This is a genomic window from Kitasatospora sp. NPDC036755, from assembly GCF_040636595.1.
GTDB lineage: Bacteria > Actinomycetota > Actinomycetes > Streptomycetales > Streptomycetaceae > Kitasatospora.
This window is the reverse complement of record NZ_JBEZUT010000020.1, coordinates 1-23,158: the sequence shown is the minus strand read 5'-3', so window position 1 is coordinate 23,158 and position 23,158 is coordinate 1. Positions and strand designations below refer to the sequence as shown.

General features: G+C 72.8%; 20 protein-coding genes. 13 read left to right on the top strand and 7 right to left on the bottom strand.

All coding sequences use genetic code 11. The features are described 5' to 3' along the window. Window positions 1-183 precede the first annotated feature (183 nt). From AB0E96_RS05175 to AB0E96_RS05165, 3 genes are all read left to right on the top strand, one after another. Window positions 184-453, top strand: coding sequence for a hypothetical protein (locus tag AB0E96_RS05175; RefSeq protein ID WP_359818689.1), 270 nt, complete (start codon window positions 184-186; stop codon window positions 451-453). Beyond that, window positions 446-1,099, top strand: a complete 654-nt coding sequence (locus AB0E96_RS05170; protein ID WP_359818686.1) for a DUF6879 family protein — start codon at window positions 446-448, stop codon at window positions 1,097-1,099. The genes AB0E96_RS05175 and AB0E96_RS05170 overlap by 8 nt, the downstream gene beginning before the upstream one ends. Before the next feature lie 113 nt (window positions 1,100-1,212). Continuing rightward, window positions 1,213-3,651 (top strand): tetratricopeptide repeat protein, encoded by a 2,439-nt coding sequence (locus AB0E96_RS05165; RefSeq protein WP_359818684.1) that lies wholly within the window; start codon window positions 1,213-1,215, stop codon window positions 3,649-3,651. Window positions 3,652-4,554: 903 nt separating this feature from the next. On the opposite strand, the gene cas6e is transcribed toward AB0E96_RS05165, so the two are convergent. The 5 genes from cas6e to AB0E96_RS05140 are packed head-to-tail and all read right to left on the bottom strand — an operon-like array spanning window position 4,555 to window position 9,612. Continuing rightward, window positions 4,555-5,304, bottom strand: a complete 750-nt coding sequence (cas6e, locus tag AB0E96_RS05160) for a type I-E CRISPR-associated protein Cas6/Cse3/CasE (protein ID WP_359818682.1) — start codon at window positions 5,302-5,304, stop codon at window positions 4,555-4,557. Continuing rightward, a complete protein-coding gene (cas5e, locus tag AB0E96_RS05155; protein ID WP_359818679.1) occupies window positions 5,301-6,143 on the bottom strand; it encodes a type I-E CRISPR-associated protein Cas5/CasD in 843 nt (280 codons plus the stop codon). The genes cas6e and cas5e overlap by 4 nt, the downstream gene beginning before the upstream one ends. After that, entirely contained in the window at window positions 6,140-7,501 is a 1,362-nt protein-coding gene (locus AB0E96_RS05150; RefSeq protein WP_359818677.1) for a type I-E CRISPR-associated protein Cas7/Cse4/CasC, read from the bottom strand. The genes cas5e and AB0E96_RS05150 overlap by 4 nt, the downstream gene beginning before the upstream one ends. Window positions 7,502-7,505: 4 nt before the next feature. Further along, window positions 7,506-8,102, bottom strand: a complete 597-nt coding sequence (gene casB / locus AB0E96_RS05145; RefSeq protein WP_359818676.1) for a type I-E CRISPR-associated protein Cse2/CasB — start codon at window positions 8,100-8,102, stop codon at window positions 7,506-7,508. Continuing rightward, window positions 8,095-9,612: a type I-E CRISPR-associated protein Cse1/CasA gene (locus tag AB0E96_RS05140; RefSeq protein ID WP_359818673.1), complete on the bottom strand. Its 1,518-nt coding sequence runs from the start codon at window positions 9,610-9,612 to the stop codon at window positions 8,095-8,097. The genes casB and AB0E96_RS05140 overlap by 8 nt, the downstream gene beginning before the upstream one ends. Window positions 9,613-9,787: 175 nt before the next feature. Here AB0E96_RS05140 and cas3 point away from each other — a divergent pair, with 175 nt between their 5' ends. The 4 genes from cas3 (at window position 9,788) to AB0E96_RS05120 (ending at window position 15,835) form a co-directional block, all read left to right on the top strand. Continuing rightward, window positions 9,788-12,787 carry a CRISPR-associated helicase Cas3' gene (gene cas3 / locus AB0E96_RS05135; RefSeq protein WP_359818671.1) on the top strand — a complete coding sequence of 1,000 codons (3,000 nt, stop codon included), beginning with the start codon at window positions 9,788-9,790 and terminating at the stop codon, window positions 12,785-12,787. A 330-nt stretch (window positions 12,788-13,117) separates the two neighbouring features. Then, complete coding sequence (locus AB0E96_RS05130) at window positions 13,118-13,939, top strand: lipase family protein (protein ID WP_359818669.1); 822 nt, start codon at window positions 13,118-13,120, stop codon at window positions 13,937-13,939. A 131-nt stretch (window positions 13,940-14,070) separates the two neighbouring features. After that, window positions 14,071-14,871, top strand: a complete 801-nt coding sequence (locus tag AB0E96_RS05125) for a metal-dependent hydrolase (RefSeq protein WP_359818666.1) — start codon at window positions 14,071-14,073, stop codon at window positions 14,869-14,871. Between the two features lie 175 nt (window positions 14,872-15,046). After that, the gene (locus AB0E96_RS05120; protein ID WP_359818663.1) at window positions 15,047-15,835 is read left to right on the top strand and encodes an SDR family oxidoreductase; all 789 of its coding nucleotides are present in this window, start codon (window positions 15,047-15,049) and stop codon (window positions 15,833-15,835) included. A gap of 50 nt (window positions 15,836-15,885) precedes the next feature. On the opposite strand, the gene AB0E96_RS05115 is transcribed toward AB0E96_RS05120, so the two are convergent. Continuing rightward, window positions 15,886-16,629: a TetR/AcrR family transcriptional regulator C-terminal domain-containing protein gene (locus AB0E96_RS05115; protein WP_359818660.1), complete on the bottom strand. Its 744-nt coding sequence runs from the start codon at window positions 16,627-16,629 to the stop codon at window positions 15,886-15,888. A gap of 150 nt (window positions 16,630-16,779) precedes the next feature. Between AB0E96_RS05115 and AB0E96_RS05110 the strand changes: the two genes are divergently transcribed. Next, window positions 16,780-17,184, top strand: a complete 405-nt coding sequence (locus AB0E96_RS05110; protein ID WP_359818658.1) for a cupin — start codon at window positions 16,780-16,782, stop codon at window positions 17,182-17,184. A gap of 234 nt (window positions 17,185-17,418) precedes the next feature. On the opposite strand, the gene wecB is transcribed toward AB0E96_RS05110, so the two are convergent. Continuing rightward, window positions 17,419-18,567, bottom strand: coding sequence for a UDP-N-acetylglucosamine 2-epimerase (non-hydrolyzing) (wecB, locus tag AB0E96_RS05105; RefSeq protein WP_359818655.1), 1,149 nt, complete (start codon window positions 18,565-18,567; stop codon window positions 17,419-17,421). 371 nt (window positions 18,568-18,938) lie between these two features. On the opposite strand from wecB, the gene AB0E96_RS05100 reads away from it, so the two are divergent. The 5 genes from AB0E96_RS05100 (at window position 18,939) to AB0E96_RS05080 (ending at window position 23,028) form a co-directional block, all read left to right on the top strand. After that, complete coding sequence (locus tag AB0E96_RS05100) at window positions 18,939-19,166, top strand: hypothetical protein (RefSeq protein ID WP_359818653.1); 228 nt, start codon at window positions 18,939-18,941, stop codon at window positions 19,164-19,166. Between the two features lie 91 nt (window positions 19,167-19,257). Beyond that, window positions 19,258-19,875, top strand: coding sequence for an archaeosortase/exosortase family protein (locus tag AB0E96_RS05095; protein WP_359818650.1), 618 nt, complete (start codon window positions 19,258-19,260; stop codon window positions 19,873-19,875). Further along, window positions 19,872-21,239, top strand: coding sequence for a glycosyltransferase (locus AB0E96_RS05090; protein WP_359818647.1), 1,368 nt, complete (start codon window positions 19,872-19,874; stop codon window positions 21,237-21,239). The genes AB0E96_RS05095 and AB0E96_RS05090 overlap by 4 nt, the downstream gene beginning before the upstream one ends. Window positions 21,240-21,439: 200 nt before the next feature. Continuing rightward, on the top strand, window positions 21,440-22,192 hold the full coding sequence (locus AB0E96_RS05085) for a choice-of-anchor P family protein (RefSeq protein WP_359818645.1): 753 nt from the start codon (window positions 21,440-21,442) through the stop codon (window positions 22,190-22,192). Window positions 22,193-22,551: 359 nt separating this feature from the next. Then, on the top strand, window positions 22,552-23,028 hold the full coding sequence (locus AB0E96_RS05080; RefSeq protein ID WP_359818737.1) for a hypothetical protein: 477 nt from the start codon (window positions 22,552-22,554) through the stop codon (window positions 23,026-23,028). The last annotated feature ends 130 nt before the right edge of the window (window positions 23,029-23,158 follow it).

Genomic DNA, 23,158 nt, shown 5'->3' with positions numbered 1-23,158 from the left:
CGTGCGCGCCCCTTTTCCCGCCCCGTAGCCGATGAATACTGTCGCAAATGATGCCAATGTGCTGCGATGGTGATCATCTGGGAGTAAATTGCGACCGTACTCCACATTCCCCTGGCGTTCCGTCAGGTGTAGGATGGTAAAAACAGTGATCTGCGCCGAACGTATTACTGATCGGGGGCGGGCATGGCTCGTGGATGGGAAGCCGATCCCTCCGCTTTTCTGGAGAAGCGTCTGGGGAAGTCGGCGAAGGAGCTCGGGACGTCCGAGAACCGGGATGAATGCCCGGACATCTGGCAACTCTCGAACGGCGATATCGCCGTGATCGGCCGGGACCTCACCGACAACTACCGCAACCACCTCCCCGGGGACGTCGCCCTGGGCCCGGGTGAGCGGCTCGTCGTCATCCCCGGCATCATGCTCAGCACGGCGAAAGCGGACATCGCGGATGCCTGATCGGCTGCCGGCTCAGCACGCTCCCGAGCTGCGTCCCGAGTGGGGTGAGATCCTCACTCGGGACGACTATCGGCGCGACTTCCGCGAGCGGGACGCGCTGGTACGTGGCCGGGACTCCTGGAAGCTGGAGCGGCGTCAGCACTTCGAGGAGCAGGGCAGCCCGAGTTGGGAGGCGGCCCGGCGCGGCGACTGGGATGAGGCGCTGCGCCTCCTGGAGGGCCGGCGCGAGGCGTTGCGCGAGATCGGCCGGGAGGACGTGGAGCGGCAGTCCTTCTTCCACCGCATTCGGGTGGTCGAGCAGCCGCTGACGACGTATCTCCAGTGGGAGCTGCATTCGCTGCGGATCCGGGCCGAATGCGGCGAGCGGATCCGTATCGTCGGCACCGCGGTCCTGGCTGATTCCGAGGAATTCGATCAGTTGCCGGAGATTGTCGTTCTCGGTGGCCGTACGCTCTATCAGGTCCGGTATTCGGAAAAGGGAATTCCCGCCGGGGCGATCAGATTCACCGACCCCGATCTCGTCCGCCGTTGGGAGGGCTACCTCGCGGACCTCCACCGGGCGGGCGAAGACGTCCTGGCGTACTTCGACCGCGAGGTGGCGCACCTCCTCCCACCCACGTGGAAATCGCAGCGGGACGTCGAGTAGGAATCGTGGAAGGAAGCCGCACGGGACCCGTGCCGGAACCCGGACAGGAACGGAGCGCTGTGGCAGACGAGCGCGGCGGGAGCGCCGACGGTCCCGGAGGCACGCGCTCCAGCGTGTCCGGGTCCTCCGCCCAGGACGTGGTCCAGGCCAGGGACGTCAGCGGAGGCATCCACTTCCACCGCGGACCCGGTGGGCCGGACGGGCCAGGAGGGTCAGCCGGACCAGGCGGGCCCGACCGGTCGAGCGCCACCCCGACCCCGCGCCAACTCCCCGCCGACGTCCGAGGATTCGTCAACCGCACGAGCGAACTCCACCAGCTGGACGCCGCCCTGGCCGGCGAGGAGCGAGCCCCGTCCGGCACCAGCGGCACCCCCGGTACCGTCGCCCCGGCCACCTCCGCCGCCGTCGTCGTGATCGCCGGGACCGCCGGCGCCGGGAAGACCTCGCTCGCCCTGCACTGGGCCCACCAGGCCCGCCACCGGTTCCCCGACGGCCAGTTGTACGTCAACCTCCGCGGCTACGACCCGGGCCGGCCGGTCACCGCCCAGGAGGCGCTGCACCACTTCCTGACCTCCCTCGGCGTCGGCGCCCAGTCCGTCCCGCACGACCCCGACGCGGCCGCCGCCCTCTACCGCTCCCTGCTCGCCGAACGCCGTGTCCTGGTCGTCCTCGACAACGCCGCCAGCGCGCACCAGGTCCGGCCGCTGCTGCCCGGCAGCGCGGGATGCCTCGTCCTGGTCACCAGCCGCAGCCGACTGTCCGGCCTGGCCGTGCGCGACGGCGCCCACCGGCTCACCCTGCGGACCCTGCCCGAGGCCGAGGCCGTCGCCCTGCTGCGCGCCGTCACGGCCGGGTACCGGCCCCAGGACGACCCGGCCAAGCTCGCCGAACTGGCCCGCCTCTGCGCCCGGTTGCCGCTGGCCCTGCGCATCGCGGCCGAACGCGCCGCCAGCCTGCCCCACATGGGTCTGGACGACCTGATCGACGAGCTGCGCGACGAATCCGCGCTCTGGGACGCCCTCAGCGTGGGGGACGACGAGGACGCCGACGCGGTCCGCACCGTCTTCGCCTGGTCCTACCGTGCCCTGCCCGAGCAGGTCGCCCGGCTGTTCCGGCTCCTCGGCCTCCATCCCGGGCCCGACTTCGGGCTCCACGCCGCGGCCGCCCTCGCCGACCTCACCCCCAACCGCACCCGGCAGCTCCTCGACTCCCTGGTCGGCGCCCACCTCGTGGAACAGAGCGCGCCCGACCGCTACCAGTTCCACGACCTGCTGCGCGCCTACGCCACCGACCAGGCCCAGCAGCAGGAATCGCCCGCGCAGCGCCAGGCCGCGCTGCGCCGCGTCCTCGACTGGTACCTGCACACCGCCGACGCCGCCCAGCAGTGGCTGCGGCCCGCCGAGGACCGGCTGCCGCTGGACCCCGCGTCCGACGGGCTCCGGCCGGCGGCCTTCGCCGACTACAACTCCGCCGTGGACTGGTCCGAACGCGAACGTGCCAACCTCCTCCAGGCCGTACACGCCGCCTCCGTCGCGGGCGAGGACCGGCGGACCTGGCAACTGGCCGCCGTCCTCTGGAACGCCCAGGCCCCCTCCGCCCCGGGCACGGACTGGCCGGCGGCAGGCCGGCTCGGGCTGGCGGCGGCCGAACGCCTCGCCGACGACACCGCCCGCGCCCTGCTCCTCACGGACCTCGGCATGGCGCACACCCGGGTCAACTCCCTCGACGAGAGCCTGGAGTGCCACCGGAACGCACTGGCGCTGTGGCGCGAACTCGGCGACCGGCCCAACGAGGCGCACTCGCTGAACCTGCTCGGACTCGTCCACCTGCACCGACGGCAACTGGACGACGCCGCAAGGCACTTCGAGCAGGCACTCGCCGCCTTCCAGCAGCTGGGCGAGGCCCACTGGGAGGCGACCACACTCGCCAACCTCGCCAGCACCCACTACCGCGCCGGACGCCTGCCGCAGGCCGAAGCCGCCGTCGGTCAGGCGCTGACGGCCCACCGCGCACTGAAGAACCAGCGGGGCGAGGGGAACGCCCTGCGCCTGCTGAGCGACATCCGACGCGAGAACGGCGACCCGGCCGGCGCGCTCGCCCCGGCACACGCCGCACTCGACATCGCCCTGAACCTGCGCGACCACCGCCTGGAAGGCTTCTGGCTCATCACCCTCGGCGACGCCCAACGGTCGGACGGGCAACTCGCCGAAGCCCTCGACTCCTACCAGCGCGCCGCCGTCCTCCACCGCCGCCTCGGCGACCGCAGCCGCGAAGCCCTCGCCTGGCACGGCACGGGCGAGACCTACCGCGCCCTCGACCGCGCCCCGGAAGCCGCCGCCTTCCTCCGCCGCGCCGCCGCCACCCAGCACGCCCTCGGCGACCCCTGGCACGAGGCCCTCGCCCTCGACGCCCTGGCGGCAGCACTGTCCACCGACGACCCCCAGGCGGCCCGGCACCACTGCACGGAGGCCCACACCCTGCTGGCCGGACACGACAACCCACGGGCGCTCGGCGCACGGGAACGGATCGCACGACGGCTGGCGGAGGGCTGACGGTCCCCACCAGCGCGCGCCAAGGCACGCGACCGCCCCGCGGATCTGCGGTGTACGCCGGGGCGGCCGTCGGCGCCACGACGGACCCCTGCAGGCGTGGAGACGGGGGCACGCTGGAGCTGGCGGTACCGGTCCGGCGACGGCTGACCCCTGCAGATGCGGGGAGGAAGCCCACTTGGCGTAGGCGTCCGGGTAGCCGGGCGGCTGACCCCCGCCGGTGCGGGGAGGAGTCGCGAGGGTGCCCGCATTGGCAGCTGGCTGACCCCCGAAGATGCGGGGAGGAGTTCGAGAACTTTGCTTGGCAGCGGCCGTCTCGGTGACAGTTCAGTTTAGGGGAAGAGGTGGTTAGGTCACGCAACTGGATTTTAGGACTAGCTGAAATGCGGTCGAATCGACTCGTCAATGATGGCCTTCTGGTGGGGGGTGATCCGTGCAGGTATCAACATTGACGCATCTGGTCAGATGTGTCGCGCAGCATTAGCAGCCTTGCTGCTTGAGAGGTGAGGGCGTGTGGGCCTTGGAGACAAGCTTCGTTCGCATGGGAATGGCTCTGATGTGAGGCTTCGCGAGGTACCTGAGGCAGAGCCAGGAGGCAGGCCCCTAGGGAGCGGAGAGGGGGTCGGCGTCGAGTTCCACTAGGCTCGCGACAAGGGGGAGTTGGGGAGAGCGGGTGGTGAACGCCAAGGAAGAGAGGAGGAATCCGGGTGGAAACCCTAGGGAGAAGACCGCTGAGGCGGGAAGCGGCTCGTAGCTGAGTGCCAGCCCAGCTACGAGCCTGATCTCCGCACCGGCCGCTGCCTATCCCTCGGTGAGAGTGCGTGGGCAGCGGCCTTTTGGGGCCGTGGCCGCGCCTCGGGATTTACGCGCCGTACTGGGGCCGTACCCGTGGAGACGGGCAACAGCCTACGCGGTCGGCGACTGTCCACTCGCCGTCGGGCGGATCAGCAGCAGGCCGGCGCTGTAGGAGCGGGCGCGGCCGATGCCGGTGGTGAGGGCGTCGGCGAAAGCCGGAGGGTCGGTGACGGTGAGGGTGCCCTTGATCTCGGCGCGGCCGATCCTGGTGCCGGGGTGCTTGGCGGACAGTCCGAGTTTGGGCAGCACGCGGATCGCCATGGTGGCGGGGTCGCCGTCGGCCCCGATGCGGCGGACGCCGCCCGGGCCGGTGCGGTCGGCGCCGGTCGGCTGGAGGCGGGCGGCGATCCAGTCCTTGACGTGGCGGGGGGAGGTGTCGGAGAGCCGTTTGCGGACGAGGCTGCCGTCGTCGGCGCGGGTCTGGCGGTCGCGGGTCGGGTTCACGACGATCCGGAAGCCGTAGGTCGCGCCGGTGCGTACGGTGGTGTCGACCTGGAGGAGGGCGATGCGGTCGGCGAGCGCGGCCCGGGGGATCGAGGACCAGTCGGGCTGGACGCGCGACTGGACGATCACGACCAGGCTGTTGTTCTTCAGGTCGAGCGTCCAGGTGTTGAGGATGCCCATCTGGGCTCGCGGGTCGGTCTCGCCCGGCTCGGTCCAGCCGTAGAAGCCGGACATCACCAGCCGGTGCATGACGTGCGGGTCGAGGATGGCCTTCTGGGCCAACGTGTGTGTGGCGTCGAGGTGGAGGACGCTGTGGCAGGCCACGAAGCGCGAGGTGTCGGTGGAGGCAGCGGTCACAGCAGGTGGTCCCATCCGATGGTCGCGCCGGGTTCGATGCGTACGCGTTGCTCCCAGCGGGGTGCGTAGGACCGGTGCACGGTGTGGAAGGTGAGGGGATGGTCGGCGACGGGGGATGCCCCGGTGGTGCCGGCGGGCACCTCGAGCCACGTCCACGGGTGCTCGTTGGTGGCGTGCGGCAGCAACGCGGTCCGTGCGAGCACCTCTTCGAGGCTCCCGGGGTGGACGTCGCCGCAGATCTCGCCGGCGGGCGGGCAGTTCTTGCGTCCGAGCCAGAGCAGGCGTCGGGGTTGTTCGAGAGCGCCGGCCAGTTCGTCGAGCAGGTGCCGGTCCGGGTGTTCGACGGCGGCGACGAACTTGGCGTCCGCCAGGTAGCTGCGACTGGTGATCATCGGGTCGCGGCCGACCCTGCGGGCCAGGAGGGGGCCGCCGGCGGGGTCGGGGGCGATGCCCTTGGGCGCTCCGTACCAGCCGGTGAGGGCACGGGCCGGTGCTGTGCCGAACGTCGGCCCGGTCGCGGCTTCTAGGGCGACGGAGGCCTGGTGGGCGCGGCGGTGGTCGGTGATCAGGTCGCGGGGGCGCAGCGGGTACCGGCCGCCGCCGACGGTGTGGTAGTCGCGGACGGGGGTGCCGGGCCGGTCGACGCGGACGGCGAAGCGGAGCTCGTCGAGGGGGTGGAGGGAGTCGTCGCGGGAGTGGCCGGCGGCGGCCGCGAGCAGGCCGAGGAAGCCGGACTTGGTCGGCCGGAGGTGGGTGTCGCGCCGGTCGAAGCGGGAGACCAGGCCCCAGGCCTGGAGTGGTCCGGCGAGCCGGGCCAGGAGCACGTGCGGCTGGGTCACGGGGCGGTCAGCTCCTCGGCGGTGTCGGCTTCGGTGGCGGCGAGGGTGCCCGCGGCGTCGAGTTCGTCCAGGAGGTCCTGGATGCCGAGGTCGTAGGTGAGGACGCGGCCTCCGGCGATGTCGGCGCGTTTGCGGGTGACGAGGCGGTGGTGCTTCAGGAGCCTCATGGCGGCGGCGCGGCTGACGCCGCCGTCGGCTTGTTCGTCGATGGGCTCCTCGAAGACGGCGGAGTAGTTGAAGGGGCGTTTGCCGTCGAAGGCGAGGATCAGCTTCGGCAGGGAGCCTGTGGAGGCGGTGGTGTTCTTCTTGGCGGCCGGCATGGCGTCGATGAATGCCTCCACGAACTGGCGCTCGGCGGCGATGGCGGCTTGGTCGGCGTCCCCGGCGCTCATGCCGCCGGCCATCAGGTTGACGCGCAGTTGGACGCGGTCGAGGGCGGCGTGGCGGTAGAAGGTGCCGGAGACGAGGGACTGGTAGCCGGTCATGCCGGCGCCGGCGTCGTCGGCGGCGTCGAGGAAGTCGAGGGCGTTGGCCTTGCGGCGGATCTTGGAGTCGTCGGCGGCGCTGTAGAAGTCGTCGATCTGGGTGGCGGCGTGGACGGTGAAGGCGGGGCCGGTCATCACGGCGCCGTCCACGTTCGGGGAGTCGGCGATCTCGGCGAGGAAGCGGCCGTAGAGGGCGATGTCGATGGCGTCGCGGGGTGCGAGGGCCGCCAGCACGGCGGTGCGTACGGCCTTGGGCAGAGCGGGAACACCGGTCTCGCCGGTCGTCTCCTCGAGCTCGACGGGCAGGGTGTCCTCGTCGGCTTTCGCGGGGCGCTTCCTGCCCTTGGCCCTGGCGGTCTCGGCGACCTTCCGGGCCTCCTCGAACTCCCCGGTCCAGGAGACGATCTCGTCCCGATGGGTGTCGATGAACTCCGCCAGCTTGCTCCCGGCGTCCTCGGGGGCGAACAGCAGCACCTTCGTCAGGTTGCGGGTGCGCTCCTTGTCGCCGAACTTGAGGCCGACGCCCTCCAGCACCGCCTTGGCGACCGGCAGTGCGTCCTGTTCCTCCCACCCCCGACCGCGTAGCGCCTCCGACGTGAGCAGTGCCCACTCGCGGGTGCGGATGCCCATGGTGTAGCCGGCGAGGGCGCCTTCGCCGGCGTTGGCCTTCTCCCGGCTGAGGGTGCGCTCGGCGCGGCGGCGGGCCTGGGAGGTGATCAGGTTCCTGGTCTCGCCGCCGAACGGAATGGTCTTCGCCATGCCGTTCTCGTCGCGGACCGGCAGGACGGCGACCAGGCTTTCGAGGGCGTGCAGGGAGAGGAACTGATGGCCGGTGAGACGCTCGGACACAGCACTGGTGCGGATGATCGTCATGTCGTCAGCCGTTCTTCTTCGCAGGGTATTCGGGGGTGTAGAAGTCGCGGGCCCAGCCGTACGGTGTGGCCCGGCCCTTGGTCTTCCACGTGGACAGGTCCCTGGTGAGCCGGTCCCAGGAAGGCGGTGCCACCTCGCAGGCCCGGGCGCGTTCGACTGCGTGCTGCAGGTGGCGTACGGGCAGTTCGCGGGAGGCCACCAGCCGGTCGAGGAGACGCCTTGCACCCGGGTCGTTCCTTCCCCGGCCGGCGGGCGACCCGATGCGGCGCAGGGCGTCGCCCATCGAGCCGAAGCCGGCCTGGGGCACACTCCGGCCGGCGTGGTAGCGGGCGAAGAGGAAGGCGACCTTCTCGAAGACGGGCCGCTGCTCCTCCTCGGGGCTGAAGGAGGCCGCGCGCAGCCTGGGTTCCGACAGGGCCTCGGGGCGGCGCAGCTCGGCGAGGCGGCCGTAGTCGTGGGACCACACCAGGCCGCACAGCCAGCTGGTGAGGAGCCGGCCGGGGGTGCGTTCGGCCGCCGGTGCGTCGCGGGGGGCACGGTCGGGGACGGCGTCAGGCTTGAGGACGTCGCTCAGGTCCAGCCACAGCTGCTCGTCAATCACGAGGAGGCTCCTTCAGGTACGGCGGGCAAGTGGAGCTCGCCAGCATCTTCTTCAACGTCTGCTCCGCCTGGGCCCGGGCATTCATCCCCCGCCCGCCTGGCGGCAACGATGCCAGGCGGGCCCGGAGGACCTGCCCGGTGAGCTCGCGGATCTCCCGGCCGAATTCCGCCAGGGGACCCTTGTCGACGTCGGTTCCGGCGCTCACTTCCGCGATCAGGAACGAGAAGTGGTCGGCCGCGCCGGCCCACAGTTCCGGTTCGGCGTGGAAACGCTTGAGCAGGGACGCCTTGTCGGAAGGCTTCGGGTTGGGGTAGGCCTTGTCGCGGGCGACGACCGCGGCGGCGTAGAGGGACTTGGCGGCGTACTCGCAGATCAGTGAGCCATCGTCGGCGGCCCACTTGAGCTGCTTCCTCCGTACGGGCACGTAGGGGAAGGTGTCCGAGACCCAGGCCGTGGCCTTGGCCTGGTGGGAGATCAGGCCGACCGCGGTCAGGTCTACCCGCCGACCGTGCAGGCCGGCGAGGCGGTCGTAGAGGTCTCTGCCCTTCGCCAGATCCGCGTCGGCCCTGGAGGTAGCCGCGTACACCGCGTGGGACTCGCGCCAGAGTGCGCGGTCCTCGCTCGGCCGCAGGGGTTCCGCGTCGCCGCCCTTCCTGCCCGTCACCAGGACGGCGTCCTGGAGGTGGTCGGGCGCCAGCGGGTCGAGGATCTCGCCGGCGGCCCGCAGGACCCGGTCGACCGTGATCTCGCCGTCGACCAGGACGGGGCGAAGGAGGATCGACCGGCCGAGGAAGGAGTGGAGGTCGGCCGGCCCGTCCGGCAGCCGTGTCTCCTTCCGGCCGCGGAAGGTACGGCGGCCGGTGCGGCCGTCGGTCCAGGAGTAGTTGAAGGTCCCGGTGTCGGTAGGCTTGCACGGCGTGATGTTCAGCCGCAGGGTTTCACCCAGGGTCCGCCCCCGGGCCAGCACGCGGATGCGGGTGCCGAGTCGGCCCACCGCCTGATAGGTCAGTTGGGGGCCCAGCCAGTCGGCCTTGGCCATGGCCCGTCCGCCGAGTCCGTACGCGTGCTGCGTCAGCAGGGCCCGGAACGCCGCGTCCGGCTTCATCGGCTCTGGGTCGTGCAGGTGCACCTTGTCGAAGAACTGGTTGTAGTCGCCGGTGCGTTCGATGACGAGCTGCGCCGGGCCGACGCCGCCCGCGGCCATGAACGGGGCCAGCAGTGCGTTCTGGCCCAGTGGACGCTCGGGGTGGAACAGGTCCCAGTGCTCGGGTGGTTCCTTCTCCAACCAGGCCGCCGCCTCCTCCAGGGAGCGTGCCTCGTTCACCCACTGGAGCCACTCTTCGGGCCCGGGCGGGACATGCCCGGCCGCGTACATGATCGCCATCAGGTATTCGAGCACGGCGACTTCCTCGCCCGGCGTCGAGCTGATCAGCGCGGTGAAGTCATCGGCGCTTCTGAGGAGTTCGACCAGCCCGGCCCGGTGTACCCCGGCCGGACGCGCGGCCGGCACTTTCCCTTCCCCCGGACGGTGCGATCCGGGCCGTGTCAGGACCGGCTGGCACGCTTCCGTCCGCGGGTCCCAACTCGGCCATGTGTCCTGATATCCGAGGAGATCTCGTGACATCCTCAAGTTTTGATGGTTCGTCACGGAGCGGGACCCTACTGACCTCGGGAGCGGCCAAACGATGGAACTTCAGGAAATCACCCGTGCGGGTGTCACGGTCTGGGGCAAGACCGACCAGTTCAAGATCAGCGAGAAGCGGGGCGGTCCGTCCTGGAACCCGCTCCTGGCCCACCTGCTCGACACCGCCGCCTGTGCCGGGGAACTGTGGGACCACTACCTCGCGACGCCCGTCCGTGACCGTCTCGCCGAGGCCCTGGGTTCCGGGGATGCCGCCGTCGCCCGGCGGAACGCGATGTTCTACGCCGGCCTCCACGACCTGGGGAAGGCCTCCGCGGGCTTCCAGCTGCAGTTCTTCGACACCGACCGGGGCCATCTCCGCAAGGCCGCCAAGGAGTGGCTCGCGCTGGCCCGCCGGAACGGGGTGCCGCTCCCCGGCGACCTCCGGGCTGCCCGTCGGCTGCGGCACGAACTCGTCACCGCCCACTGCCTGCCACGGCTCCTCGGCTGCAGGTGCGCGGACTGCGGGGGCGGGGGAGCCCCGCACCTCGGCCTCCACCGGGTGGCCCTGCTCCTCGGCGGCCACCACGGTCACGTTCCGGGCCCCGACCTCGTCGGTCGGGCGCCGACAGCGGCCCCACCGAAGGACTGGGACGGCGTCCAGCGGTTCCTCATCGAGGCCGTGGCCTCGTGCCTGGGCGTCGACCTGGAACGGCTGCCGGACCGGACCTCCTTCGAGCGCCCGGCGGCGAGGCCCCTGTTCGCCGGTCTGGTCGTCCTCGCGGACTGGATCGCGTCCGACGTCAACCGTTTCGAGTTCCGTGACAAGGGGGGTGTCCGGCAGTGGTGGCACGACGCGAAGAAGTCTGCGCGCACCGCGGTGCACGACCTTCGCCTGCGCGGTTGGGAGCCGAAGCCCGAGCCGTGGGCCCGGCTCTTCCCCGGGACCCCGCAGCCCAGGCCGTTCCAGTCGGCAGCCATGAGCATCGCGCCGGAGGAGGGGCCGGCCCTGGTCGTCATCGAGGCCGGCACCGGATCGGGGAAGACCTCCCTGGCCCTCTGGTACGCCCATCACCTGGCCCGCACCAACGGCTACCACGGCTTCTACACGGCGATGCCCACCCGGGCCGCCACCGACCAGGCCGCGATGGCACACATCGAGTTCCTCGCCCGCGCCTTCGGTCGGCCGGGCGATGCCAACCTCGCGGTCGTCCACGGGGCCGAGGAAGCGACGGACGCCGTGCACCGGCTCATTGACGCGGGGGAGGCCCCCACCCGGTCCGACGACCTCACCGACCTCACGCCCTTCGCCGAATCCACCCTCTGCGACCGCCCCGATCGGGACACGACCGCCGACGTGGTCCTTGACCCCTGGTACCTCCGGCGCTGCCTCGGCCTGGTCTCCACCTTCGGTGTCGGCACCGTCGACCAGGTCACCCTGGCCTCGCAGCGGTCCGCGCACTGGTTCCTGCGACTCTTCGGCCTCGCCAACAAGACCCTCGTCATCGACGAGGCCCATGCCTACCAGCTCTTCCAGGAACGGATGTTGGGGGCGGCGGTCTCCTGGCTCGCCGATGCGGGAGCCTCCGTCGTGGTCCTCTCCGCCACGCTCCCCGCAGCCGCCCGCGAGGCCCTGATCGCAGCATGGTGCCGTGGCCACGGCACCGTCCCCCGGCCCACCGACGCGAAGGGCCCGGTCACCCTCGTCGACCGGCACGGCCGCATCACCCGCGCGACCCCCGACGAACCGCCGACCGAACTCCACACCCGGCTCGACCTGCTGCCCGACCCGGGTGCCGCAGCCCTCGCCGACCGGCTGCTCCGCGAAGCCTCCACCGGAGGCATCGTCACAGTGATCCGCAACCGGGTCGGTGCCGCCCACGAGCTCTACACCAGGCTGGTCGCGCGGGCGGAGGGCCACGGGTGGCGCCGGGACGAGATCCTGCTGCTGCACGGCCGGCTCGCGCCCCGCGATCGGTTGCCGAGGGAAGCCGAGATCCGCCGGCTCCTGGGCCCGGGGGAAGACCGGCTGATGGTCAACCCGCGGCGCCCGGCCCGCCTGCTGGTCGTCGCGACCCAGGTGATCGAACAGTCACTGGACCTGGACACCGACCGCCTCTACAGCGACCTGGCCCCCGTCGACCTGCTCATCCAGCGACGCGGCCGCCTCCACCGGCACGCCGTCAACGACGGTGCCGGCATTCGCCCTGTCGGCATGCGGATCCCTCGCATGACCGTCCTGTGGCGGCCGGGTCAGGGGCAGTTGCCGCTCGTCGAGCCCCCGGCCGGCCGGACCCAGGGCAACCGCGACGGCTTCGTGTACGCGCCCTACGCGCTCGCCGCGACCTACCGTCGGCTCGCGGAACGCGCGGCCGGGCCGGCCTGTCCGGACTGCGAGGAGGCCCGGCGGGCCGATCCGGCCACCCGAATCGCTTGCCTGTCCACGCCCCGCGACAACGAGGCCCTGATCGAGTCCGTCTACGCTCCGGAGCCGTTCCCGCAGACCCCCATGGGGGCCCTGCTATCGACGGCCTGGGACGGTTGGAACGCCGAACTCGAGAGGCACGCGAACGCCGCCAAGGCCTACGCCCTGCATCCGTACCACCCCGAGGACGGAGCTCCCGGTGACATGCACCTCTTGGAGAGCGGACGCGCGAACGGGAACGGCAACGACGGAACTCCCGGTCTGGCGGCCCGGTCACGCCTTGCGGAGCCCTCCGTCGAGGCCGTCCTGCTCTACCGCCAACCCCTGGCCGGCGAACACATCAGCAAGCACTACAGCTACGACCGGGAAGGCCGGATCAGGGCGGACCTCAAGCGGTACGGCCGCCGCGCCGCGGAACGTGCCGCCCGACGGGCCCAGCAGCGGAACCTGATGCTCAACACGGTCTCCGTTCCGGCCGGTTGGCTCGACCACCTGCCGCCCCTCGAGTACTGGGAGAACCCGGGCATCGGTGTCCTGCGGTACCGCCACGTCATCGTCCTGGAGCCGGACGGCACGAGCGGGCTGAAGCGGCTCCGTTACGACCAGACCCGGGGCCTGCACCTCGCGTTCCGGGCCTGAGCCGGTGGCCCTGCCCGAAGTGGTGGCCGGGCATGACTCGGTTGCCGGGCGAGAGGCGGTAATCTGCCTGTCCCTGCTCCCGGTGTCCGCGGGGATGGGCCGGATGTTCCGAGTTCTCCGATCCGATGTTCCCCGCGTCAGCGGGGGAGCGGCCGACCAGCCTGCGGTCACCGCGCTCACGGCGCGGGGTCCGGTGTGGCTGGGGCGTGCGGGGTGGGGGGCGGGGTAGCGTCACTGCTGGTCACCAGGGCGTCACGGTGGGCGCCCTGTGGGGGTGGCGCCGGGCGGGTGCTGGGGCCCACCCTCCGCCGGACCGACAGGAGCGCCGTCATGGCCGTACCCACCGTCTTCGAGCAGCACGTCAGCGGCTACAGCCTGCCGCACGCCTACTGGATGGCGAGGGCCGCCGACCTCGCCTACAAGGACGAGGCCACCATCGAGGAGCAGGCCCACGCCTGGGGTTTCGGTACGGTGCGTCACCACCGGACGGCGTTCACTCCGCCGTTCCCGTTGCAGGACACCCAGGCGTACACGATGGCCGGCGACGACATGATCGTCACGGCGTTCCGCGGCACCGAGCCCGCGCAGCTCCGGGACTGGCTCACCGACGCCAGCACACCGCCCTGGCCGGGCCCCGCCCGGACGGGTTATGTTCACTACGGCTTCGCCGAGGCCCTGGACTCCGTCTTTCCCGATGTCGCCAAGGCCATTTCCGATCTGCGGACCGGCGACCAGACCGTCTGGTTCACCGGCCACAGCCTGGGCGGTGCGCTCGCCATGCTGGTCGCCGCCCGGCTCGACCTGGAGGATCCGCGGCTGGCGGCCGACGGCGTGTACACCTTCGGCCAGCCCCGTACCTGTGACCGGATCCTCGCCGCCGCGTACGACAAGGGCCTGAAGGGGCGTACCTTCCGCTTCGTCCACGGCAACGACATCGTCCCCGAGCTGCCCCCGGAGCCCGCCTTCACCCATGTCGAGTCGCTGCGCCACATCGACTCGGCGGGCCGTGTCAAGGAGCGGGTCGGGTTGGTGGCAGGGCTGAGCGACCGGGCCAAGGGGCTGGGCGCCGCGGCCTTCTCCCCGGACGGCGAGGGGATCCGCGACCACTTGATGCGGAGCTACCTCGCCGCGCTGGAGAAGGCGCTGGCCTGATGCTCGCCCGGCCGGGCGACCGACGGGCGACCGACCGGCCGCCCCGGTCGGTGATCATGGACGGATAGGCTGCCGTGATGTCAGGTCCTCGCGGTGAGGACGGAGCTGATGAGGATCGGTGGTGTACGGACATGATGGGACCGGCGCATTCGCTGTCGGGTGCGGCCGCGTGGCTGGGGGTGGGCGCGGTGGCGGCCGGCATGGGGGAACCGATGCCCTGGCCGGTCCTGCTCGCGGGGGCGCTGATCTGCGCGGGCGCGGCGCTCGCGCCGGACCTGGACCACAAGGCGGCGACGATATCCAGGGCGTTCGGGCCGGTGTCCCGGGCGGCCTGCGAGGTGATCGACAACCTCTCGTACGCGGTGTACAAGGCCACCCGGGGCAAGGGTGACCCTCGGCGCTCGGGCGGCCACCGCACGCTGACCCACACCTGGCTGTGGGCGGTGCTGTGCGGGGCGGGCGCCGCGGCGGTGGCCGTGTTCGGCGGCCGCTGGGGCGTGCTGGTGGTGCTGTTCGTGCACATGGTGCTGGCGATCGAGGGCCTGCTGTGGCGGCACGCGCGGGTCTCCAGCGACGTCCTGGTGTGGCTGCTGGGGGCGACCAGCGCCTGGATGCTCGCGGAGGTCCTCGACAAGCCCGGGAACGGCTCGCAGTGGCTGTTCGAGGAGCCCGGGCAGCAGTACCTCTGGATCGGGCTGCCGATCGCGCTCGGTGCGCTGGTGCACTGTCTGGGCGACGCGCTGACCGTCTCGGGCTGTCCGGTGCTGTGGCCGATCCCGATCGGGCGCCGGCGCTGGTACCCGGTCGGGCCGCCGAAGGGCATGCGGTTCCGGGCCGGCAGCTGGGTGGAGATCAAGGTGCTGACCCCGGTCTTCATGGGGGCCGGCGGGGTCTGTGCGGCGGGGGCGCTCGGCTTCTTCGGCAACGGCTGAGGCAGCGGGTGGACGAAGAGGGGGGGGCGGGGCGGCGGGTGGGGTCAATCTGGCTCCGGGGACGGCGAGTTGATTGGGCGCCGGCCGGGTAGGAACCGGTCGGCGCGGGGCGGGCCCGGCCTCCGGTGCCGGGAGCAGGAGTCCGGTGGCCCTCGCAGCCGCGGGAGTGTGGCAGATGGCGTCCGTGCCGGGAGTGTCCGTGCCGGGAGGGGTGGCGATCGTCACCGGGGCCGCCAGCGGGATCGGGCGGGCGGCGGCGCTGCGGCTGGCCCGGACGGGCTGGGCGGTCGCGGCGGTCGACGTCGACGCGGCCGGTCTCGACGCGTTGGCGGAACAGGCCCCCGGGGTGCGCCCGTTCGTCTGCGACGTCACGGAGCAGGAGGCGGTCGGCGCCCTGGTCCGTGAGGTCGGCCGCGAGCTGGGCCCGCCCCGCCGGCTGGTGCACTGCGCCGCCGTCGCGGACATGGGGCGGCTGCTCGACGCGGACCCGGCGGACACCCTGCGCCTGATGGAGGTCCTGTACGGGGGCACGCTCCGGACGGTCCGGGCCGTGGTGCCGGCGATGGCCGCCGGGGGCGGGGGCCAGCTGGTGCTCCTGGGGTCGATCGGCGGCTGGGTGCCCGTGCCGCTGGGTGGCGCCTACGGCGCGGCCAAGGCGGCCGTCCACTACCTCGCCGAGATCGTCGCGGCCGAGCACCGCGGTGACGGCATCCGGGTGCTGTGCGTCTGTCCGCCCGCGGTGGAGACCCCGATGCTGGCGCGCATCCGGCGGGACAGCCCCGAACTGATCGGCAAGCGGCGGGGGTTGAGCCCGGAGCAGGTGCTGGACTCGATGGACCGGGCCCTGGCGCGCGGCCGGGCGTGGGCCTTCCCTGGGCGCGGCACCCGGGCGTTGTGGACGGCCCGGCGGCTGGCGCCGCGTGTGCTCAGCGGCCTTCTCGGCCGGGTCGTGGTGGGGAAGTAGGAAGCAGTGGTTCCTGGCGGGGAGGCGGCGGCTCCCGGCCGGGGCTCCGCTCAGCGGGCCGCGAGCAGGCCGTCCACCAGGGCGTCCAGGCCGTCCCGATAGGTGTCCCGGGCGGTGAGCGGTGCCCAGCGGTCCGCGAGCCGGGCCAGGCGGGGGAGCCGTTCCGGGTCGAGTTCGGCGAAGACCTGTTGCCGGTGGGTCGGGCGGTCGTCGGGGGCCGGGCGGCGGGCCGCCGACGCGCGGACCATGATCTCGCCGGCCGTGTAGTACCAGACGGCGCGGTAGCCCTGGACGGCCCGCTCCGGGGAGAGGCCGCCGGCGATCAGGCCGTCGACGATCTGCTCCACGAACCACAGGGAGTGGGCGGACATCAGGCTGTCCCCGGTCAGTACCTCGACGATCCAGGGGCAGGCGGCGAGCGCCTCGTGGATCGCGGCCGCCGCGGCGACGACGCGTTCGCGCGGCTCGGCCGGCAGGGCGGTCGGCCGCAGCGTCCGTGCGGCGTAGTCGTCCAGCAGCAGGACGAGCAGTTCCTCCTTGTCGCGGACGTGGTGGTAGAGGGCCATCGGCGTGCTGCCGACCTCGGTGGCCAGCCGGCGCATGGTCAGCCGCTCGACGCCCTCCTCGTCCACGATCCGGCGGGCCGCGGTCACGACCTCCTCCCGGGAGATGCGGGGTGGCCGCCCGGTGGCCTTGCGCGCGGCGCGGCGCGGTCCGGCGGGTTGCGGTGCGGACGGCGGCTGCGGTCCGTCGGGTCGCGGTGCGGAGGGCTGCGGGGCGGGGGGCTGCTGCATGGCTCCATCATCGCTCGGGACTCGACAGCGGGGATCGCTCGGGGCTAGTTTCTATACGCGTACAAAAATAGTCCGGCCCGGGTGGCGGCCGGAGGCGCACAGCCCCCGGCCCCGCTCACCCCGTCGAGAACCCACTGGAAGGAACCGCTCATGACGACCACTCCGCTCGCGGCCCTGGACCTGTTTGCCTCGGCCCTGCAGATCCACCCCGGCGGCGACGTCCGGGCCACCGGGCGCCGGATGGCCGGTGGCGACCCCGGGGTCTGGCAGATCGCGACCTTCCACGTGGAGAGCGACGCCGACGTCCACGCCGACCACTGGGAGATGCACCCCGAGGCCGAGGAGGCGGTCTGCTGCCTGGCCGGTGGCGTCCGGCTCCACCTCCGCCCGGTCGAGCCCGGCGCGGCCGAGTCCGTGGTGCGGCTGACGGCGGGCACCGCCGCGATCGTGCCCCGGGGCCGCTGGCACCGACTGGAGCTGGACGCCCCCAGCGACCTGATGTCGATCACGCTGCGGTCGGGCACCCGGCTGGAGCGGCGGGCGGAGGCCGGGTGACGGGTGGACGCGCGCTCCGGCAGGGCGACGGGCGTGGGGTGCGGGCCCGCGCTGTTCACGGGGATTCGCCGGCCCGGCCGGGAGGGCGGGGCGGGGGCGCCGGGCACCGGTCGGTGATCGAGCGGCCGTACCGTCGAGCCGTCGAGCGGCCGTGCCGTCGCGCCGTCGCGCCGTGCGAGGCGCCGAGGCGTGCGACGCGCCCGTGGAGCCTCGGCGGGGCGGCGTGCAGCCCCGTCAGACCAGCCCCAACTCGGCGAGCGGCAGCGCGGGTTGCCCGACAGCCGGGCCGGGGGAGAGGTAGCGGTCGCGGAGCGCGGCGACGATCTCGGCGCTCGCCTGTCCGCTGCCGTAGGGCGAGGGGAGCCGCGCCAGCCGTTCCGCGGCGGCCTCGTCGGCGAGCAGTTCCCGCAGCGCGCGGGCGAGTTCGTGGCCGGGGCGGGCGAGCCGGGCGAAGCCGGCCCGGACGGCCTCGGGGCGCTCGGTGGAGTTGCGCACCACGACGAGCGGGCGTTTGAGCACCGTGCACTCCTCCTGGACCCCGCCGGAGTCCGAGACCAGCAGCCGGCAGTGCCGGGCCAGGGCAAGGAACCCGGCGTGGTCCAGCGGCTCGATCCGGCGCAGTCGCGCGCTCGGGCGGCGCAGGCCGAACGCCTCGACGGCGGCCCTGGTCCGGGGGTGCAGCGGCAGCAGCACCGGCAGGTCGAGGGCGGCGAGCTGGTCGAGGATCTGGGCGAGCCGCGCGGCGTCGTCGGTGTTCTCCGGGCGGTGGATGGTGGCGAGCAGGTAGCCGCCGGGGATGACGGCGTGTTCGGCCACGATGCGGCGGGCCTCGGGCTCGGCGGGCAGGGTCTCCAGGGTCGCTTCGACGACGGTGTTGCCGGTGATGATCACCCGGTCCGCGTCGATCCCCTCGCGCAGCAGGTGGGCCGCGGCGGTCGCGGTGGGGGCGCAGTGCAGGTCGGCGAGCGGGGCGATCAGGCGGCGGTTGGCCTCCTCGGGCATGTCGGGGTCGAAGGAGCGCAGGCCGGCCTCGACGTGGACGACGGGTATGCCCGCGCAGTGTGCCGCGAGGGCGCCGGCGGCGGCGGTGTTGGTGTCGCCCTGGACGACCACGGCGGCCGGCGGGCGGGCGGCGAGGTGGTCGCTCAGCGCGCTGACCATCCGGCCCATCTGGCGGCCGCGCGGTTCGCCGCCGACGCCGTTGAGCAGGTGGTGCGGCCGGGGGAGGCCGTACTGGGCGAAGAAGGCGGTGGTGAGGGCCGGGTCCCAGTGCTGCCCGCTCCAGACGATGCGGGCCCGCGGGCCGAGGAGGCGGGCCACCCCGGCGAGTTTGACGATCTCCGGCCGGGTCCCGAGGACCAGGGCGATGTCGGTCGAGGACATGGCGCTCCGAAGGGGGCGAAGGGGTGAGATGGGGGAGTAACAGCAGACGATATGAGGGGATTCGCAAGAAATATCCACAAGCGGGAGCAATGTCACCCACTTGGCGGATAGGGGGTGGACCGGGCTCGAGCGGTCCGGCGTTGGTTCGTATGCCGGTGCATCAAAAAGCCCCGCGTCGCGCCGACTTGGCCGGAGGAGGTCCGCGTTCGGCGTACCGGCGTCTCGGCGATCCCGCGCGGTCGGTTACGGCAAACGGGTGATTTCCACCCGAATGGGCGCGGCGCACCTATCCGATCATCCGATCGGCCCAGCAACATACGGCTCCAGATCGCAAAGATCGGGACAACCCGGCCCCCACGAGAGGAACCACCATGTACGGACCCATAGGCGGCGGACTCCCCCCGACGGCGGCCGGCGGCGGCGTGCTCGCCTCGACCGGCTCGCCCGGCCTCGGCGTCGCGGCCGCGGCGGGCACCGCCCTGGTACTGGTGGGAGTCGCCCTGCTGCGGCGCAGCCGGCTGGCCGCCGACCGGGGCGAGCGGACCGACCGCGCGGACCGGACCGGCGGGACCGGAGGCCGGGAGCCGGACGGCCGGTAGCCCCGGTACCGCCCATCCCCCCACCGCCCCACCGAACCGCCACCGCCCCACCGCCCGCCGTCAACTCGCGCCGATCCCAAGGGGTTTCCTCGTGACCGCAGACGTCCACCCGCAACCCTCCCGGCCACCGGGCCCGGCCCGCTCGCCGCTGTCGCCGGCCGGAGGCGCCCCGCTGTCCGGCCGGGTGCTCGCCGGGGTGGCCGGGTCGCTGCTGCTGGGCCTGGGCGGGGCCCTGATCGCGGGTGAACGTGCCTACCGGTTCCAGGAGATGGCCGGTGCGCAGTGGTTCGTCTCGCACGCGCTCGGCCTGCGGACCCTGCTGCTCGCGGCCCCCGACGCGCCGGTGCTGTACGCCGGCGACGCGAGCGGCTTCGGGCGCGGGATCGCCCTGACCACCGGTTGCAGCAGTGCCCTGCTGATCGCCCCGCTGGCCCTGCTGGCCGGAGTGCTGCTGCTGTTCGGCAGTCGCGGGCCGGCCCGGGTCCTGCTCGGCTTCGTCCTGGCGGCCGCCCTGGTCCTCGCCGCCAACCTGGGCCGGCTGACGCTGATCGTCGCCATGCAGAACCGCTACGGGGACGAGGGGTTCGGCTGGACGCACGTCCTGTTCGGCTCGGTGCTGATGATGGCCGCCGGTCTGCTCGCGCTGCTGCTCTTCCTCTTCCTGATCACCCGAACGCCCACCCGCGACGCGGAGGCCGATGCGCCGTGACCCTGCTCGACCTGTCCGTCTCCCTCTCCTTCGTGCTGGGGATCGGCTTCCTCGCCTACGTCTCGGTGATCGTGCGCAACTTCCTGCGGGCCGGCCCGGACGCCCCGGGCGACCCGAGCGGCTTCGACTGGCACTTCCTCATACCCTGCCGGGACGAGGAGGCGGTGATCGGCACCACTCTGGACTACCTCGCCCGGCACTTCCCCCGGGCGCGGGTCTGGGTCGTCGACGACCACTCCGAGGACCGGACCGCCGAGGTGGTGCGGGCCAGGGCGGCCGAGGGGCGGCCCGTTCACCTGGTCGGCCGACGGCTTCCGCGGGCGCGCACCGGCAAGGGCGACGCGCTGAACGACGCCTACCGGGCGCTGGACGCCTGGCTGCCGGAGTCCGCCGACGCCGACCGGGTCGTCCTGATCGTCCTGGACGCGGACGGGCGGCCCTCGCCGGGGATGCTGGACACCTTCGCCGGGCCCTCCTTCTTCGGTGATCCGGCCATCGGCGCCGTCCAGGTCGAGGTCCGGATGTCCAACCGCGACGTGGCCGTTCCGCTGCCCCACCGGGGGCGGCTGGCCAACCGGTTCGCCCGGCTGCTGGCCCGGCTCCAGGACATCGAGTTCCGCGGGCCGATCTCCGCCATCCAGATCACCCGCCGGCTCACCGGCACCGTCAACGTGGGCGGCAACGGCCAGGCCAACCGGCTCAGCGCACTGCGCTCGATCGACGGGGGCGGCGGCGAGCCCTGGGGCCGGGCGCTGCTGGAGGACTTCGAACTCGGGCTGCGGATGATGCTGGCCGGCTGGCGCAACGGCTACACCACGACGGCCTGGGTGGACCAGGAAGCCCTGTGGAACGTGCGGCAGTTGATCACCCAGCGGGTCCGCTGGGCACAGGGCTCGATGCAGTGCGCGCCCTATCTGCGCCGGGTCTGGTGCTCCCGGGAGTTCACCACGCTGGGTTTCCTGGAGGTCCTCTACTTCATGGTCCAGCCCTGGCTCCAGGTCCTCGGCCTGGTGGTCTACACCGTGCCGATCGCCGCCTTCGGCTACAACATCCTCGTCTACCCGGAGTTCGTGCTCGCCTTCCTCGGCCAGGGCGGCGCCGTGCTGATCGCGCTCTACCTGGTCCTCGGGGTGGCCGAGTTCGCGCTCTGGGGTCCGCTGTACCGGCGCCGCAGCGAGCCGGGGATCACCCGCCGGGCCGCGCTCGGTCACGGCCTCGCCCTCGCGGTGTACGCCGCGACCACCTACCTCGTCGCGGTCCGCGCCTTCTGGCGGATCGTGCGGCGCAAGGGCTCCTGGCAGAAGACGGCCCGTACGGCCGAGCCGCCGCCGGCGCCCGCCGCCCAGGAGATCGCCACCGCCTGAGCGGCCGAGACTTCTCCCCGGCCGGTGGGGCCGCGGCCGAACGCCGTGGCCGGCCCGCGGAGTCGACGCACCACCAGCACCACCCCCGCACCGTCCCCCTTGGCGCCACGTCCTCGGCACCACCATCCCTGAACCACCCCCTTCCTGCCCCCGCACCGCCGACACCCACGTCCGCCGTGCCCCGTCCGAAAGGCCCACCCGTGAGAACTCGCACCCGCAACCGTGTCCTCGCCGGCACCGCGCTCGCCGTCGGAGCCCTCGCCGTGGCATCCCCGGCGTACGCCGCGCTGCCCGCCCCCACGGCCGACGCCTACGTCGTCTCCACGGAGGCACTGGGCGGGATGGTCGCCGTCGCGCCCTCGCCCGAGTCCGCCTACCCGTCCGGCGGCACCCGGACCCTGGTCGGCCTGAACGTCGGGCCGGTCGCCACCGACGCCACGCTCACCGCGACCACCGCGGGGAACCCCGTCGACGGCACCGCGTCGGCCTCCGCGACGGTCGAGAAGCTCGGGCTCGACCTCGGCGTCGCCTCGGTCGCCCTGACCGGCGTCAACTCGACCTGCAAGGCCACGCCCACCGGGGCCACCGGCAGCGGTCTGATCGCGGGCGGGTCGGTCACGGTCGGCATCCTGCCGGTCAACCTCCAGGCCAACGCCCCCGCCAACACCAAGGTCGACATCCCCCTGGTCGGCTCGATCGTCCTCAACGAGCAGACCACCGGCGCCAACGGCGTGCTGACCGTCAACGCCGTCCACATCACCCTGCTGCCGTCGTTGAACGGCGCCGACCTGGTCATCGGCCACGCCGAGTGCGGTGGGGCCGAGCCCGCCGCCTCGGTCCCGATGATCGACCCGTCCGTGGCGGGGATGGGCGGCGGCGCGGTGCTCGCCGGTGTCCTCGCCACCGTCTACGTCCGCCGTCGCAACGCCGGGTCCGCGGCCTCGGCCGGCTGACAGGGCGGGAAGGAGGTAGGAGGGGGCGGCTGGCCGGAGCGCGAGCCGGCCGCCCCCCGGCCCCAGCAGTCAACCCGGCTTCCAGTGGCTCGCCCTGACGTGTGGAGAGCCGATTCCGGTTGACGCGGGTCGGGCGGCAGGCCCCCACTGACCGCCCCCGCGCCGCCCCGGCCCCACCCGGGGCGGCCTTCGCGCACCGGCACTGCGGGGCGCTTCCGGCCGGACCCGTCGGTCCCCTCCCGGTCGGACGCCTACCCTACGAACGGACCGGCCGTACCGGCCGTGGCCGCTCTAGGAGGAGTCCTGTGCCGTCCTGCGACCCCCGACACGCTCCCGTCGGCGATGTGAGCGCAGCGCTCATGGTGATCGACTCCCGGCTCAAGGCCGTCTACGACGGCAGGGCCGGGACGGATCCCGAGCACCAGCGGATGGTCGACCAGCTCACCGCGTCCTTCGGCCCCGCGGAGGCCGAGGCGGTGGTGGAAGGTGCCTGCACGCTTGTCTACATGTACATGAACTGGCTGTGCAAGGCCTTCGAGCAGCACGAGGAGGACGTGATCGAGCACGCGATCCCGAGCCTGGTGACCACCATGCGGATGATGCCGAGGACCTTCAGCCCCGAGGTCGTCCCCACCATGGCTGGGCTGCTCACCGCGGCCGGCACCGGCCTGAGCCCCAACCTGTGGCGCGCCCAGTACGGACCGTGGACGAAGGAGGAGATGAACCCCCTGGAGGCCACCGCGGTCCTGCTCGCGGAGTACATCAACCGGATCTCCGGCAAGGGCCAGGACTTCGCCACCAAGCTGATCACCGACGCGCTCTCCCAGCTGGACTAGCGGACTGCCGGACTGCCGGACTGCCGGACTGCCGGACCGCCGGACCGCCGGACCACGGACCAACGGACCGGCGCCGGACGCGCCGGTGGCGCCCCCCCCCAACAGCGGGGGCGGCCCCCCCCGGCGGGCG